Source organism: Chryseobacterium shigense (assembly GCF_014207845.1).
Lineage (GTDB): Bacteria > Bacteroidota > Bacteroidia > Flavobacteriales > Weeksellaceae > Chryseobacterium > Chryseobacterium shigense_A.
In genome coordinates this window covers 434,230-451,700 of the sequence record NZ_JACHLC010000001.1, presented here as the reverse complement: position 1 = coordinate 451,700, position 17,471 = coordinate 434,230, and the positions used below count along the sequence as shown (strand labels likewise).

Below are 17,471 nucleotides of genomic sequence, written 5' to 3'. Positions count from 1 at the left end.
ATTTAAATGAAATAATTTACTGGGTTTGTTTTCTCAATAGATTTTGAAATTGCAAATGTACTAAATTTTTGTGACAAAATTTCAAATAATTGTTGAGTTACAAATTGTTCTGATTCATAATGCCCGATGTCACAGATCAGCATTTTGGATTCTGCCTGAAAATAGTCGTGATATTTAATATCTCCCGTAAGATAAGCATCACATTTTTGTGACAGAGCTGATTTTATTCCGCCGGCTCCGGATCCTCCGAGAACCCCTACTCTTTTAATTTTTTTATGGGTAAAATCAGAGTGTTTAATGATTTCCAGTCCAAATCTTTCTTTCACCATTCTTAAAAAATCCTGTTCATCCATTTCTTCATCAAGCTCACCATACATTCCCAGTCCTGAATGCTGGTTCTCATTATCCAGCTGATAAATCTGATAAGCCACTTCTTCGTATGGATGGGCAGCCTTCATAGCCGAAATCACCTTCCCTTTTTTGTAATCTTCAAAAATAACGGAGATCATATCTTCATCAGCATTTTCGCGGATATTCTGCTGTCCGGAAAACGGATTTGAGCCTTCAACAGGTCTGAATGTTCCGTTTCCATTCAAAGTAAAACTGCATTCATCGTAAAAGCCAATATTTCCTGCTCCTGCTGCGAATAATGCTTCTTTCACTTTTTCGGAATGATCTTTCGGTACATATACAGTCAATTGTTTTAAATTATTCTTTTTAGGCTGGAGAATTTTCAGATTTTTTAACCCTAATTGTCTGCAAATTTCATGATTCACCCCAAAAAAATCGTTATCAAATGCCGTGTGTATGGCATAAATGGCAATTTTATTTTCGATAGCCTTCAGTACGGCTCTTTCCACATAATTTTTCCCGGTAAGGGATTTTAATCCTGAGAAAATAATCGGATGAAAACATACAATCAGGTTACAGTTTTTCTGAATAGCCTCATCTACAACATTTTCCAAAGCATCATGGCATACGAGTATTCCGCTGACATTCCGGGTTGGAACTCCGCACAGCAATCCCACATTGTCGAAATCTTCTGCCTGCTGTAGGGGAATACGGTTTTCTATTTTTGAAATTACTTCACTTATTGTCATTTTATTCTGTATGTTTGCTACGAAAATAACGATAATTTGTTAATTGTAAAAAACATTAAAAATGGAAAGAGAACATAATCTTGTTCCTGAAGACAAACTTTGGAAAAGATTTCTTTACAGGGTTATTTACCGTGCCGATACCAGGCTGGGAAAGCTATTCGACATTACATTATTATCTCTTATCCTGATAAGCACTGCCATTATTATGATGGAAAGTGTACCTCAGCTCGACAAAAGGTTCCATTATACATTTCTGATCCTGGAATGGATTATTTCCATCTTTTTCACAATTGAATACTGGATGCGCATCAGTGTAGTGAAGAATAAAAAGCATTATATTTTCAGCTTTTTCGGAATTATAGACTTTCTTGCGCTGGTTCCTTTCTACCTTAGCTTTTTCTTTCCTGTCACTAAATATTTTCTGATCTTCAGAATGCTGAGAATGCTGAGAATTTTCAGAATTTTCAATCTCCTGGATTTTATGAACGATGGCTACCTCATTGTGCGTGCCCTGAAGAACAGTTCCAGAAAGATTTATATTTTTCTTTTATTCCTGATTATTTTTTCTGTGATTGTGGGCTCCCTGATGTTTATGGTGGAAGGCGGAAGACCAGGTTTTGAAACAATTCCACAGTCCATTTACTGGGCAGTAGTTACAGTAACCACGGTTGGCTATGGAGATGTATCCCCTATTACACCGATGGGTAAATTTTTTGCTGTTATTTTAATGCTTGCCGGTTATTCTATCATTGCAGTTCCTACAGGAATTGTAACGGCAGAAATGAGAAACAAAAGACAGAACCTGGAGAAGATCTGTGACCAATGCGGAAATGAAGATATTGATGATGATGCAAGATACTGTAAACAGTGTGGCAAGAAATTAGCTTAGTATTTGGTATTGATATTAATCTATTAACCCAATACCACAAAAATCATGGAACCACAAAAGAAAAATAAACCCAACAGCCTGGTCATTATCCTTTTTGCTTTAGTGATATTAATGATCATTATCTATTTTATACTTGTGATGTTTTTCCCAACTGTCTTTGAGCATATGAATACAGGTGACATACAGCCGGTACCCAATAAATGACAGGTAATTAATAATGAATAATAAAGATGAGTAATATAAAAAAGACGGCCAATCAGCCGTCTTTTTATTTAAATATGAGTATTCCGGTTATTTTTTAATTGCTTTAATCATCTGCTTAGATCCGTCTTTCATATGTAGAGTAACGAAATACAATCCTTGCTTCAGATCTCCCAAATGAAGCGCTGAGGATGGATTTTCTATGGTTTTCACCAATCTTCCGGAAACATCAGAAACGGAGACAGATTTTACCAGCTCTGCTTTTGAAATATTCAACACATCGGTGAAAGGATTCGGATATGCTTTAATATCTTCTTTTGGTTTGGAAACTTCTGATGTTGCCAGTGTTGCAGTTTCTACTTTAAAGTTGTCGATAAAGAATTCATAGTCTTCAGAATCATTTACAGCACCTTCGGAGGCATAAAATGCAAAAACCGTATTTGCTCCTGTATAAGAGGTCAGATTATAGGAATAAGTGGTAGAGGTATTGGAAGGAGCATTTGCAGCATTCCATGTCTGCAGAACTGTCCATGTAGTTCCACCATCACTGGAAACCAGGAACTGTACAACATCATCAGATCCCATAGCGGAAGGGGTAGTGTCGAAAAATTCCGTAACTCCATAATCAAACTTAACTTTATATCCTCCCGCAGAAAGATTGAAAGGCACAGTTTTCAGCCACGCGACAGTTTCATTATAATAAAGATTTATTTTAGCAGAGTTATTATCATCTCCGGCATTCAGGAAGTCACCGTCATACCATAATTCGTCTGTACCGGTAGGTCCTGTAGATGCATCTCCACCTGAAGCCTGTTCCCAGCAACTTCCGGGGAATGTAGAGAAATTGTTGGTATAAGCAGTTGTTGGTACTACAGTAGCACATGCTGTTGTAAATGATGTTCCAACAGACCATCCGCTTTTATCGGCAGCGCTGCATACGGACCTTACCCACACGTAATAAGTTGTTGCAGAACTTAAAGGTGACAGCGGGGCTGATAAGGCAGACGCTCCCACACTTCCTGTTGCAGGAGTAGTACTCACCGGGGCTGTATTTGTTGTAGAATAATAATATTCGTAGCCCACTCCAACGGTACTTGTTGAGGCTGTCCAGGCTATAGAAGCCGAGCTGGAAGTAACTGCACTGGATGATAAGTTATTTGGAGCCAGACAGCTTGGGGCCGCTCCTATAGCCACCGTATAATCATGAGCCTCTCCATAACCAGCCGTATTACAAGGCACTGGCTGGCTGGAATACCTGTCTCCTACTCTCATCCTGTAAGTTCCGGGTGTAACCGTGGAAGGAATAGATATGGTACCGTTAGTAAACAGTTCATCACCACTGGTAGCCTCGGCCACTAATTCCGGTGTGGTATCATCAAAGGTTCCGTTATTGTCAAAATCTATCCAGATACGTACGTTTTGACTTTCATAATCATGAGTAATAGAGAATGCGTAATTGACTCCTGCATTCATGTTAATAGTCTGAGACGTATAATCTCCATATGCTGCCTGAGAACATCCTGTATCAAGATGGCTAAATCCGGCTGACGGGATGGTAAAACTGTTAATCATATCTCCTCCATTGCATCCGCTGGAAAACTCCGGTGTACAATAGGTCTGAGCAAAGGCACATGTGCCAATCGTTAGTAAATTCGCAAGTAAAATCTTTTTCATATAATATTATTTTATGGTTAAAACAAATTTAATAAAAATAATACAATAATCTTTTTATATTGAACAGAAAAAGAGACGGTTTTAAACCGTCTCTTTAAAATAATATATTCTCCATTTCAAATATTCTAAACGGATGATTTAAGATGGATTTTCATGTTGTCTGTATGAGCTTTGAATACACAGAATATCACATTAAAAAAAATAGCAGCCTTTCGGCTGCTATTACAAATAATTATGATCAATAGAAATTATTTCTTGATTGCTTTGATCGTTTGTTTTGATCCGTCTTGCATGTTAAGAGTTACAAGATACAGTCCTTGTTTCAGATCTCCTAACTGAAGAGCTGAAGAAGGGTTGTCGATTGTTTTTACAAGTCTTCCTGCAATATCAACAATTGTTACTGATTTCACTTTAGAGATATCTGAAATGTTCAATACATCTGCAAAAGGATTCGGGTATGCTTTGATATCATTTTTAGCTCCTGAAACTTCTGAAGTTGCTAACACTGATGAATCATAAGCAGAAAGCTTGAATTGTCCTGTAGTACTTCCACCACCTGCAGTTCCGGTATATCTCCATACACTTACATATAATGTAGCTCCAGGAGTTTGACCCGTTACAGTAACTAAAGAGAAGTTATCTGTTCCGCTATCATCATCACAAGCAATACTTGTTAATGATCCACAGGTACCAGTATGAACAGAAATTACACTATCTACAAATCCTGATCCTGTAACACCCTGGGTTTCCAAAGTAACTTTTCCACTTGCAGGAACTACTACTGCAAACCAAACATTCTCTCCTCTGCTTGTCTGGCAAGATGTTGTACCATCAGTAATAGCATCTACATTCGAACTAACAATAGGATGAGAGTTGAAATTGTTTCCAACTGTTAAAGCTACAGCACCTGAACAAACATCATTAGCTGGTGGTGGTGGCGGAGTGCCTAAACAGATATTGAAACTGTTATTATATCCAGCACCATTACTGTTATATACTCTTACATAGTAAGTTTGTCCAACTGTTAATCCAGATACGGTTGTAGAGTTTGTTGTTCCACACTGGATACTTGTTAAAGATCCGCAAGCACCACTAAATACCTGAGTGTATAAACTTGTAGATGAAGTTGTTCCTGTAGAGACTACATTTGAAAGAGAAACCGTATGCGCAACAGATCCTGCTACAAAAGAATACCAAACATCATCATCCGGTGTTCCTGAGCAAGTACCAACAGGTACAGTTGAATCTGTAGCACCTAAAGTATTTCCTGCAGTTGTTGCAGTACAAGCAGTACCTGGGTTTACTGTTAGCGCAACAGCACCTGAGCAATTATCATTCGCAGGCGGAGTAGCCAACGTTGTGAAAGTTCCGGATACCCAAACACTTTGTGTACCTGCACACATAGATCTTACCCAATAATAATATGTAGTTTGAGGCAACAAAGGAGTAAGATTCTGAGAAGTAGCCGTAGTAGCAGTTCCAGATGTAGGAGCAGTATTAGTTGTTGAATAATAATACTCATATCCGTTTGCCGGAGCCGTAGCTGGGGCTGTCCAAGAAATTGTAGCCGATGAATCTGTAATTAGCGTGCTGGTTGGACCTGTAGGTGCATCACAAGCAGGAATAGCTTCTACCGCAAAGTTATCTACAAAGAACTCATAATCCTGAGTATCATCCACTGTACCGTCACTTCCATAAACAGCAAATATAGTATTAGCTCCAGTGTAACCTGTTAAATCAAAAATGTATGTATTTGAAGTATTACTAGGTGTATTGGCTGTATTCCAGGTTTTCAATATTGTCCATGTAGTTCCTCCATCTGGAGAAACAAGGAACTGTACTACATCATCAGACCCCATCGCACTGGCTGTAGTAGCGTTATAAGTAGTTACACCATAATCAAACTTAACTCTGTATCCGCCTGCAGATAAATTGAAAGATGGAGATTTTAACCATCCTTGTCTTGCTGTTGTATAAAGGTTAATTTTAGCAGCTCCTGTAGATCCTACATTTAAGAAACCATCACTAACCCAGTAGTTTGTAGTACCAGTACCCGGACCGGTTGCAGGAGTCCCTCCATTTGCCAGAGACCAGCATGTACCAGGGAATGAAGCAAAATCATTAGTGTATGCAGGAGTTATAACACCACAAACTGTTGTAAAGCTTCTTACCGTACATGATGTAGAAGTTACACCACCAGCATTATAAGAATTTATGGTATAATAATATGTTGTAGAATTGTTAAGGGTAATAGGTAAAGGATAATTTGTTACATTACCAACATCTACATTGTTGTATACATCTGTTCCTCCTGATGTAGTTCCGATAGTAATTCTATATCCGGTTGCATCAGCATTTGCCGTCCATGTGAAGGTAGGCGTTACTGAAACTCCTGTTGCTGAAGAAGCTGGAGCTGTTACTGCCGGACAGAATGTTTTTGTTGTAAAAGATGGACCTGGAATCCAGATACTTTGATCTGTAGTACTACAATGAGATCTTACCCAAACGTAATAAGTCGTAAGCGGAGCTAAATTCGTTAACGTATAAGTTGTACCAGTAGCACCGGTTACGTTAGGAGTGCTTCCACTTGTAGGAGCTGTATTGGTAGTGCTGTAATAAATATCATAAGTAGGAGCAGGAGTTCCAATAGTCCAGCTTACAGATTCTGTAGTTGCTGTTGTAGTACCTACGGTAACTGTATCCGGCATTAAACAAGTCACATTGCTTATGTTTACATTGTCGATATAGATATCATCACTTCCATTATCACCTGTCGCAATGAATCTTACAACTGCAGTTGCACTATTTGCTCCAAGATTAACAAGCTTATTAGACCAGGAAGAAGAAACTCCATATGTAGAACCAACTGTATTAAATGTGGTTCCTCCATCTGTGGAGATTTGTATTTTCAAAACATCTGTTCCTGTCGGATTAATATAATCAAAACTTAAAATTTTACTTCCAGTGCCTGCAGATAAGTCAATATACAAATCCATGTATCCTGAAGCACTCACCGTATTATAGGCGTGGAATCTTGCTGCAGGTGTTACAGCAGGTGCCGCAACAGTAGCCGTTCCATTGGCACTCGTCCATCCGGTTGCGCTTGAAAATCCTGAGACCGTATTATCACTTGCTCTCCAGGAGTTATCACCTCTTGAAGGCCAGGTTCTCCAGTTGGCAGCATTCGGCAGGTCACCTGTTGAGTTACCATTCACCCATGAACTGAAGCTCTCAGTGAAAGGTAATGTAGCATAAGTGGGTGCTGTAGAAAGCCATGTTCCCGGAGTAAAGGTAAATGTAAGACCAGAAGCAGGAACAGTAGTTCCATTGGTACTTCCTAAAGTACAAGTGGATGATGTTGATGTTCCAATAGCGGTAGCAGTCCAGTCAGTTCCGGTTCTGTTGTTTGTATCCGAACTTTCAGATCCTCTGATTCCTACTTCCCCGGACAATGTTGATGTTCCGGAAACACAACTACCATATACAATACTAACGGTATTGGTTACTAAATCAAATTGTATTTGAAAATTGATAGCCTGAGCTGTTGATGCTGAATTCCCCTGTAAATCAGTAAACTGAACAACAAACTTTGACCCTACGGATTCATAAGAAATTTCCGAAGTGGTTGTATTTGCATTTCTCAGATTGGCTGCAAAACCTGCAAATGCTCCTTCATAAGGAGTGGAAGTATCTGTAGAAAGCCCTGTGTAGGTAGTTGTACCAGCAGCTGTACCCAAAGTTACAAAACCATTGTTACTAATGTAAATACTGGAATAGGATTTACCATTATATTTAAATACTGATGGTAAATTAATGGCTGCAGACACAGCATTTGTTCCTAAGGTTGCACCAGATTGCCAGATGGTCCTACTGGCAGATAACGGAGTATAGGTTCCACTACTTTGCGCAAATCCATACCCGTTATTGGTATTCGGAGTTGTAGCTTGTGGTGGGCCTACCTGTGCATAAGTTCCCATACTCATGGCAACTAAGCACGAAAGTAGAAGTTTTTTCATACGTAGTAAAATAAAAATTAGAGGGTAAAAGTAATCAAATATTTTGTCTAAAATCAAAAATTATCATAAAATATTACAGACAAAATCATAAAGAAAACTTTTTATTACCTAGAATTAAATATATGTTTAATTTTAACATAAAATCATCAATTTACAATAGAATCACAAACTATTAACAATCAATGAATTAACATCAAACTAAAAATCACAAAACAGTGGAATAATTATTATTTAACATAAAAAAACTTTTTTACTTTTCACCAATTCACGACTTAATCAGCCATAAAAAAAGCGACAAAAAATGCCGCTCTTTTTTACTATTTCTAAATTCTAATTCAGATAAAATTCATATTTATTCAGAAGCTGAATTTCCTTGATCAAATCTCCGTTGAGATCTACGGAATGTTTCATGGATTGCACTTCAATCTGCGAATCATCTTCAATATTTTTAATAAAAAATTTAAGTTTCTGGTTTCCTTTATTTCTGTCAAGAACCGTTCTGAAGAAATCAAGATCTTCAGGGCGAACATCCATAACGTCCATTACCAGGGAAATACTTTTCGCAAATCTTTCAAAAGCTTCCTGAAGCTCAATGACGTCATTTACATTCACAAATACTCTTCCGTCCTTTACCTGTGCAAATTTTATTTTAAAAATTACAAATCTCTGGACTTCCAGCTTTTCCTTCAGGCGCATATAATCTCTGTCTCCTAGCCTGAAAGAATAAGACCCCGAATAATCTTCCAGCGTAACAAAAGCCACTTTTTCACCGCTTCTGAATCCATCCTGAACCCTGTATTCTGTGATCAGTCCGGCTACGGTATACTCTTTTCCGGCACCGCCATTTTCCCTTTCTTTCTGAACTGTTTTCCAGTCTTTTTTCTTCTCTTCAAAGAGCTCCTCCTGTTTGTTTGCAAAGGCCTGCTCTTTATAGGCATCTACCTCATCCAGATTTAAAAACAGGAAATTTCCTTTCGGCTCGGCCTTTTTTGTTACTTCTTCTATAATTTCTTCTTCCCCATCTCCTACAGACAAATCATCGGAAACAATTTCAATGAGATCGACAGTTTCATCCTGGGAATCTTTTTCTAAAAGGGGAACTTCGTCCGTTACTACTTTTTCTTCGTCCTTTTCGAGTACACTTTTCCTGGAAAGTCTGCCCTGCATAAACTGGAACTGATATTTGAATTCATCCAGCGGATGCGCTGAAAGGTAGAATCCGATGATTTCTTTTTCCTTATTAAGTTTATGCATATTTGGCCATTCCGGACAAGGCAGCAGCTTTGGCTGTTCAATTTGTACCTCATCCGCAAAATCGGCAAAAAGGGAATGTTCCATTTCGTTTTTACTTTCCTGGAAACTTTGCCCGTATCTGATCAACCGTTCCAGGTTTGTTCTTCCTGACATATCAATATCAAAATACTGGCCTCTGTGATAAGAGCTTAATTCATCAAAGGCTCCCGCCAGCACTAAACTTTCCGCTACCCTCTTATTCATCTGGGAAGGCAGGATTCTTTCGAAGAAATCATAAACATTATTAAATTTCCCGCCAGCCTCTCTTTCTCTTGTAATTGCTTCACTCGGACCTTCTCCAATTCCTTTGATTGCCCCCAGTCCGAAACGGATCTGCCCTTTTTCGTTTACTGAAAATTTATACTGGGATTCATTAACATCCGGTCCAAGAACATCAACCCCTATACTTTTACAATCCTCCATGAACATAGTGATGGAATCGGTATTGTTAATGTTATTGCTCATTACACTTGCCATATATTCTGCCGGATAGTTGGCTTTCAGGAAAGCCGTGTGATAGGCAATTAATGCATAGCATGTAGAGTGGGATTTGTTGAAGGCGTATTCCGCAAAGGCTTTCCAGTCGTTCCAGATTTTTTCTAATCGTTCTTCATTAAGATTGTTTTTCTTACCGCCTTCAATAAATTTCGGGTACATTTTATTCAGAACATCAATCTGCTTTTTACCCATTGCTTTTCTCAGTGTATCGGCTTCACCTTTGGTAAAGTCGGCCAATTTTTGAGATAAAAGCATTACCTGCTCCTGGTAAACGGTAATTCCGTATGTTTCTTTTAAATATTCTTCTGTTTCGGGTAAATCGTAGACAATTTCTTCAATACCATGCTTTCTGTTGATAAAGTTCGGGATATATTTGATAGGTCCCGGACGGTAAAGTGCGTTCATGGCAATAAGATCGGCAAAAACCGTAGGCTTAAGCTCTCTCATATATTTCTGCATTCCCGGGCTTTCATACTGGAAAATCCCTACCGTTCTTCCTTCTTTAAACAGCTGATATGTTTTTGCATCATCAAGCGGAATTTCATCGGGATCAATATCTACTCCGTGTCTTGCTTTGACCAATTTTAAAGCATCTTTGATAATCGTTAAAGTTCTGAGGCCCAGGAAATCCATTTTCAGAAGTCCGGCACTCTCTGCTACAGAGTTATCAAACTGTGATACCAGGATATCGGCATCTTTAGCAGCAATGGTTACCGGAACGAGATTACTTACATCTTCAGGGGTAATAATTACTCCACAAGCGTGAATTCCTGTATTCCTGATACAGCCTTCCATCTTTTTGGCACTGGCCAGAACATCAAAACGTGGATCTTCAGGATTATCAAGCACCATCCTCATTTCATCCACCAGCATCTGCTCTTCCGGTTTCAGTTTATCATATTTTGACAGAGCTTTGGCAATGTTCATTCCGGGAGTTGAAGGAATCAGTTTGGCAATATTGTTTGTATCAGGAATCGGGACATCTAATACTCTTCCCGCATCTTTAATGGCAGATTTTCCACCTAAAACCGAATAGGTAATAATCTGGGCCACCTGGCTCTGTCCGTACTTTTCAATTACCCATTTAATAATCCTGTCACGGCCTTCATCATCAAAGTCAATATCAATATCCGGCATTGAGACCCTTTCAGGATTCAGGAATCTCTCAAAAAGGAGGTCATATTTAATAGGATCTACGTTGGTAATTCCAATGCAATAGGCTACTGCTGAACCGGCTGCAGAACCCCTTCCGGGGCCAACCCACACTCCCATATTCCTTGCTTCGTTACAGAAATCCTGTACAATAAGGAAATACCCCGGATACCCGGTATTGGCAATTACATCAAGTTCGAAATCAAGACGTTCTTTAATTTCTTCTGTGATTTCTATATATCTTTTTCTGGCACCTTCATAAGTTAAGTGAGTAAGGTAGGCCATTTCTCCTCTTTTCCCTCCGTCTGCTTCGTCTTCTGCATGGATAAATTCTTCCGGAATATCAAATTTAGGAAGTAAAACGTCTCTTTTTAAAGTATACGGACTGAATTTCGCGAGAAACTCATCATATGCTTCAAAGGCATCGGGATAAGCAAGAAATGTTTCTTTGATCTCATCACTGTTTTTAATATAATATTCTCCTGTGGTAAGCCCTCTTCGTTTACCAAATCCTTTTCCTACAGGTGTTGTCAGCTTTTCACCATCTTTGATGCAGCTTACGATATCCTGAATATTGGCATCGTCTTTATGGGTATAAAAAGTTTCGTTCTGGGCAAGGATCCTGGTATTATATTTATCTGCAAGATATAATAGAACTTCATTTAAGTGCTCTTCTTCAGGCAATTGATGATTCTGAAGCTGTACATAAAAATCATCTCCGAAAGTATCTTTCCACCATTTGAAAAGTTCTTCTCCTTTCTGTTCTCCGGTATTAAGAATGGCATCGGGGATATCTCCTAAAATTCCGGAAGTTAAAGCAATAAGGCCTTCTTTATACTCAGCAATTAATTCTCTGCTGATCCTCGGAACTCCGAAATAGAAACCTTTGAGAAATCCTATACTTGAGAGTTTGGCGAGATTTTTATAGCCGTTAAAATCTTTTGCCAGAAGAACAACCTGGGTTCTTCTGTCCGGATCATCTTTTGTAAACTGTTTTTGCTCATAACGGTCTGAAATGTAGAATTCACAACCCACAACAGGAATGAGGGGTTCTGAAACAGGTTCCTGTTCAGTAAATTCTGTCCCGTTTTCTTCTGCTTCCTGTTTTTTTGCAAGATATTCTTTATGTTTTTTCGACCGGTCTGAATTGGCAGATTCTACTGCGGAAACAAATTTGAAGGCTCCCATCATGTTTCCAATATCAACCATTCCTACCGCCGGGAAGTTATCATCGGAAGCTTTTTTAATCAGGTCATTAATGCCCGAGGTAGCCATCAGTGTGGAGAAAACGCTGTGACTGTTAAAATTGAAATATTTTCCGAGGTCTACCTCATCAACATTTCCGAAATCCGTTTGTTTTTTCTTATTGTTGAAATCTGCAACCTGCCTTCTGATGACAATATCAAACGGCTTTATCGGGTCCGGATAAAGTGTTTTAAAGTAAGCCAGCTGATCTTCGGAGGTTTTGAGTACTTCGGCAGGAATCACGCCAATTCTCATCATTTCGAAGAATACTCTGGCTGTTGCATTTACGTCGGCAGCAGCGTTGTGAGCTTCGTCAAACTTATGGCCGTAAAGCTTTTCGTAGAGTTCTTCCAGTTTGGGAGATTTGTATCTTCCTCCTTTTCCTCCGCCCAGTTTACAGTAATCCGTACCCAAAATCATGGTATCGGCTTTTGGCTTTTCCTGAAGATTGTCTTTTATATTTTTCCTGAAAAATTCTGCTCCTACAATATTATAGTCGAATTCTACGTTATGTCCGGATACTACCCTTACCCTGTCCAGGACTTTGGAAAACTCTTCCAGAATCTCCTGCAGATCCCGTCCTTCTTCGTTGGCAATTTTTGTGGTAATTCCGTGAATCCTTGCGGCGTTGAAGGGAATGTCATACCCTTCAGGTTTTATAATATAATCCTGATTTTCAATTAAATTACCATTATCATCGTGTATCTGCCATGCAATCTGAACCATTCTTGGCCAGTTGTCTGAATCTGAAAGCGGTGCATTGAAATTTTTAGGTAATCCGGTTGTTTCTGTGTCAAAAATTAAATACATATAAGTTTCTAACTTTTTTAAAAAGAGAATGTAAAGTTACTTCATTTTTTCAAAAATCCGGCAGTAAAATACAAAAGAAAGCGAATGGTTTTTTACAAAAAATTATATTTTAAACAAAAAATGAAATTCATATCAAAACAGAATCAGATAAGCATTTGCAATTAATATTATTCTACTGTCCTGTATTATAGTCTAAATAAGTTTTAAAGTGCAGATTCATAGTTCAAAGCATAATTTAGATATAATTCTATTCCGTCAAATTATTCCTGCATATTTGATATATTTGCAGTCTCAAAAACACAATTCGATTTAATGAAAAAAATTTTTATTCTGGTGGGTACCCTGGGTATCACATTCGGTAACGCCCAAAAAAATGAAACCCTCAACGAAGAGTTTGAGAGACAGAACATTGAGAACAGCAGAAAATTTGATTCTTATATTCTCAGGCATTACGGCAATAATAAAAATGAGGAAACATTAAAAGAAATTAAGGAAAAAAGAAATACCCTCGCCGGTTTCCTTCCCAACGACAAACCTTATTTTCTGCAGGTTACAGACAAGAATCAGATTTTAAATTCAAATTCCGATTTCTTACAGGATGGCAACATCTCAGGATTATCAGGTTCTTTCAATGGTGAGAATATTAATTTTACAATTTTTGACGGAAGTTCTACAACAAGCGAAGCAAGAGTATACTCCGAACATTTTTTATTCAATAATTTTCCCGGCAGAATAAGCAACAAGGAAAGCAACAGCTTCATCTATGGAGATCACGCAACTGCTGTTGCCGGATTTATTGGTTCCAAGAACTACCCTTCCACCATCACAGTAAACGGAACAGCCAAACAGGTCAATTTTAAAGGAATTGCTCCTAATTCAACGATAGATGCCTATTCCTTCGGAACAACCCCACTCCCGGGTAATTCTGCGGCAAGCAGTGTATTTCAGAAATTGCTGATTGCTCATCCCAATATTTCAAATCATTCTTATGGCACCGATAGCGGATGGGCTTACCAGTCCGTTGCAGGAGAAGGAGCCTGGGTTTGGCAAGGGAGTTTTACAAGTCCAAGTCTGTACTATGATGCTCAAGGAGTTTATCTCGCTAACGACAGGGATTATGATCGGATTGTATATGATAATCCTTCATTCATCATCGTAAAATCTGCCGGTAACTTTTTCGGAGACGGACCCCAGACGGCCAACGAAAAAAAATATTATGAAAATGATTACGGATACCTGACTGAATTCGCACCTACAGACATTATACCTCCAAATAATTGCTCTCAGGGCTATGACTGCATTAGTACAGGTTCCTTAGCAAAGAACATTATTGTAGTGGGAGCAGCAGATATCATTACAGCCAACGGAGGAAGATACAACTCACCATCTGACGTAATACATTCCAGCTACAGCAGTGCAGGTCCCAGGGATGACGGAGCTATTAAACCCGACATCATCGCTGTTGGAACAAACGTTATAAGCGCAAACATTTCCGATCCTACAGGAAGCAGCTCCACTACAGGAAGCGGTACTTCTTTTTCAGCCCCGGTTGTCACCGGAATTATAGGACTCTGGACACAAATCAACAAACAGTTGTTTTCAGGAAGTGTTCTCAATGCAGCTTCTGCCAAAACACTAATGATACATTCAGCATCAGAGGCAGGAAATACAGGTCCTGACCCTCAATTCGGATGGGGCTTTATCAATGCTAAAAAAGGAGCAGAGCTATTGGTAGGAAAGTCAAATAATACGGTTATTTTTAATGACGAGACACTCAATAACGGTACTGTTAACAAAAAAGATATTATTGCTTCCGGCTCAGAACCATTAAAAGTAACCCTATCATGGATAGATCCTGAGTTTACCAATTTTGGCACCTTGTGGACTGAAATTCATAATGACCGGAATTCTAAGCTTATCAACGACATTGATGTAAGAATTATAGATACTGTTACCAATATGGTATACACTCCGTGGAAACTTAATTCTCTCAACCCAATGACACCTGCTACCAAAGGAGATAATACGGTAGACAATGTTGAACAGGTGGTTGTGGATACCCCAACAGGAGGCAGAAGATACAGAATTGAAATATCTCATAAGGGAATATTAAAAAACAATTCAGGAGCTGCAGCACCTCAAAACTATTCAATTATTGTAACAGGTCAGAATGGAGTTCTTGGAACCGCTGAAACCTCACCTTTAAGCAGTCTTTCCATAGCCCCGACCATTACGAAAGATAACGTTTATATCCTGAAAGCACCCAAAAGATCAGTATTCACTGTTTATGATATTTCAGGTAAAAGAATACAAAGCGGGACTATTAATAGTGATAAAGAATCTATAGATTTTTCAAGCTCCGGTAAAGGAATTTACATCATTGAAATAAAAACGGACAAAGATGTTATTTCCAAGAAAATCATTAAAGAATAGGTCTTTGCATAATGCAGCTTTCATAAAATACTAACGCTTGTTAGTATTTTATTTTTTTGTGTATATTTGCTTTCTATGGAAAATACACTTCACGAAAAGGTTTCTCAGGATATTTTGCTTAAAGCGTATAATCATATGATGCTGGCTAAAGCTATGGCAGATATCTATGAGGAAAACAGAAATATCTGTAAATATGTTCATAGTACTTCAAGAGGTCATGAAGCTATTCAGCTGGCCACAGCCTATCAGTTAACAAAAGAAGACTGGGTATCTCCTTATTACCGTGATGAAAGTATTCTTTTAGGAATCGGGTTCGAACCTTACCAATTAATGCTGCAGCTTCTTGCAAAGGCTGAAGATCCCTTTTCAGGAGGAAGGTCTTATTACTCCCATCCTTCAAGCAGGGAAGAAAACAAACCGAAAATCATTCACCAGAGTTCAGCAACGGGAATGCAGACCATTCCTACGACAGGAGTTGCTCAGGGAATAAAATATATCCAGGAATTCAATTTACAGAACTTTGAGAATAATCCTGTTGTGATTTGCAGCCTCGGGGACAATTCTGTAACAGAAGGTGAAGTAAGTGAAGCTTTACAGTTTGCCGCTCTTCACCAGCTTCCCATCATATTTCTTGTACAGGATAATGAATGGGGAATTTCCGTAACCAAAGAAGAAGCAAGAACCTGTGATGCCTACGATTTCGTTGCCGGATTTACAGGTCTCAGCAGAATGCGCGTGGACGGAACCGACTTTGTAGAAAGTTTCGAAGCGATGAAAAAAGCTGTAGACTTTGTAAGAACCGAAAGAAAACCTTTGGTAGTTTGTGCTAAAACCGTTCTTATCGGCCATCATACATCTGGTGTAAGAAGAGAATTCTACAGAGATGAGGAAGATTTAACAAAGCACAGAGCTAAAGACCCGGGAGAAATCCTGAGAAAACAACTTCTTGAATCAGGGATTGACGAAGATCTTTTAAAGCAGATCACTAAAAAAGCCCGCCTTGAAGCAGAAGAAGCTTTTGAAAGAGCCAAAAATGCAGAAGACCCAAAGCCTGAAACGGTTATGCAACATGTTTTTGCACCAACCCCTATCACGGAAGAAACAGGAACACGTGAACCTGCTGGCGGTGAAAAAATCGTTATGGTTGATGCTGCTATCCACGCGGTTCAGGAACTGATGTGGAAACACCCTGAAGCTCTACTTTACGGACAGGATGTAGGAGAAAGAATCGGAGGTGTTTTCAGGGAGACAGTTACTTTAGGTAAAAAATTTGGCAACAAAAGAGTTTTCAATACGGCTATCCAGGAAGCATACATTATCGGATCAACTGCCGGAATGAGTGCGGTAGGATTAAAACCTATCGTGGAAGTTCAGTTTGCAGACTATATTTATCCGGGAATTAACCAGCTGATCACTGAAATTTCAAAATCAAGTTATTTAAGTCAGGGAAAATTTCCTGTAAGCAATATCATCCGTGTACCTATTGGTGCTTATGGCGGAGGCGGACCTTATCACAGTGGAAGTGTAGAAAGTATTTTAGCCAATATCAAAGGAATTAAGATTGCTTACCCAAGCAACGCAGCCGATTTCAAAGGCTTGTTAAAAGCTGCTTATTACGATCCAAACCCTGTGATCATGCTGGAGCACAAAGGTTTATACTGGAGCAAGGTTCCCGGAACTGAAGATGCCAAAACCATTGAGCCTGCGGAAGATTATATCCTTCCTTTCGGCAAAGGTAAAGTGATCATTGAAGCAGACCAGGATCAAACTGAAAAAGGCAGAACTTTACTGGTTGTAACTTACGGAATGGGTGTTTACTGGGCTAAAGAAGCCGTGAAGAACTTTGGAGGACGAGTTGAGGTAATTGACCTTAGAACTATAATTCCTTTGGATGAAGAACTTGTTTTCGAAAGAGTAAAAGCACATGGAAAGTGCATCGTTCTTACGGAAGAACAGCTTAACAATTCATTTGCCGAAGCATTTGCACACCGTATTTCGAAAAGGTGTTTCAAATATCTGGATGCACCTGTAGAAACTATGGGATCTCTTGATGTTCCTGCCGTTCCTATTAATCTGGTACTGGAAAAAGAAATGCTTCCGAATGCTGACAAACTCAGCAAGAAAATTGAAGAAATGCTGCAATATTAATCTGCACTATTA

General features: G+C 38.9%; 7 protein-coding genes. 3 read left to right on the top strand and 4 right to left on the bottom strand.

What is annotated here, in order from left to right; genetic code table 11:
* Positions 1-2 precede the first annotated feature (2 nt).
* Positions 3-1,100 (bottom strand): Nif3-like dinuclear metal center hexameric protein, encoded by a 1,098-nt coding sequence (locus HNP36_RS02020; protein ID WP_184161040.1) that lies wholly within the window; start codon positions 1,098-1,100, stop codon positions 3-5.
* A gap of 61 nt (positions 1,101-1,161) precedes the next feature.
* On the opposite strand from HNP36_RS02020, the gene HNP36_RS02015 reads away from it, so the two are divergent.
* Positions 1,162-1,989, top strand: a complete 828-nt coding sequence (locus HNP36_RS02015) for an ion transporter (protein WP_184161043.1) — start codon at positions 1,162-1,164, stop codon at positions 1,987-1,989.
* A gap of 291 nt (positions 1,990-2,280) precedes the next feature.
* Here the strand turns inward: HNP36_RS02015 and HNP36_RS02010 are convergent, their stop codons facing one another.
* The 3 genes from HNP36_RS02010 to dnaE form a co-directional block, all read right to left on the bottom strand.
* A complete protein-coding gene (locus HNP36_RS02010) occupies positions 2,281-3,864 on the bottom strand; it encodes a GEVED domain-containing protein (protein ID WP_184161046.1) in 1,584 nt (527 codons plus the stop codon).
* 248 nt (positions 3,865-4,112) lie between these two features.
* Positions 4,113-7,880, bottom strand: a complete 3,768-nt coding sequence (locus HNP36_RS02005) for a fibronectin type III domain-containing protein (RefSeq protein WP_184161049.1) — start codon at positions 7,878-7,880, stop codon at positions 4,113-4,115.
* A 330-nt stretch (positions 7,881-8,210) separates the two neighbouring features.
* On the bottom strand, positions 8,211-12,878 hold the full coding sequence (gene dnaE, locus HNP36_RS02000) for a DNA polymerase III subunit alpha (protein ID WP_184161052.1): 4,668 nt from the start codon (positions 12,876-12,878) through the stop codon (positions 8,211-8,213).
* A 312-nt stretch (positions 12,879-13,190) separates the two neighbouring features.
* Here dnaE and HNP36_RS01995 point away from each other — a divergent pair, with 312 nt between their 5' ends.
* A complete protein-coding gene (locus HNP36_RS01995) occupies positions 13,191-15,311 on the top strand; it encodes a S8 family peptidase (protein WP_184161055.1) in 2,121 nt (706 codons plus the stop codon).
* Positions 15,312-15,386: 75 nt separating this feature from the next.
* A complete protein-coding gene (locus tag HNP36_RS01990; RefSeq protein WP_184161057.1) occupies positions 15,387-17,459 on the top strand; it encodes a thiamine pyrophosphate-dependent enzyme in 2,073 nt (690 codons plus the stop codon).
* Positions 17,460-17,471: the final 12 nt, after the last annotated feature.

Coding starts and splice junctions, on each gene's coding strand:
- HNP36_RS02005 (WP_184161049.1), bottom strand. CDS start 7,880: ATGAAAAAACTTCTACTTTCGTGCTTAGTTGCCATGAGTATGGGAACT.
- HNP36_RS01995 (WP_184161055.1), top strand. CDS start 13,191: ATGAAAAAAATTTTTATTCTGGTGGGTACCCTGGGTATCACATTCGGT.
- HNP36_RS02010 (WP_184161046.1), bottom strand. CDS start 3,864: ATGAAAAAGATTTTACTTGCGAATTTACTAACGATTGGCACATGTGCC.
- HNP36_RS02015 (WP_184161043.1), top strand. CDS start 1,162: ATGGAAAGAGAACATAATCTTGTTCCTGAAGACAAACTTTGGAAAAGA.
- dnaE (WP_184161052.1), bottom strand. CDS start 12,878: ATGTATTTAATTTTTGACACAGAAACAACCGGATTACCTAAAAATTTC.
- HNP36_RS01990 (WP_184161057.1), top strand. CDS start 15,387: ATGGAAAATACACTTCACGAAAAGGTTTCTCAGGATATTTTGCTTAAA.
- HNP36_RS02020 (WP_184161040.1), bottom strand. CDS start 1,100: ATGACAATAAGTGAAGTAATTTCAAAAATAGAAAACCGTATTCCCCTA.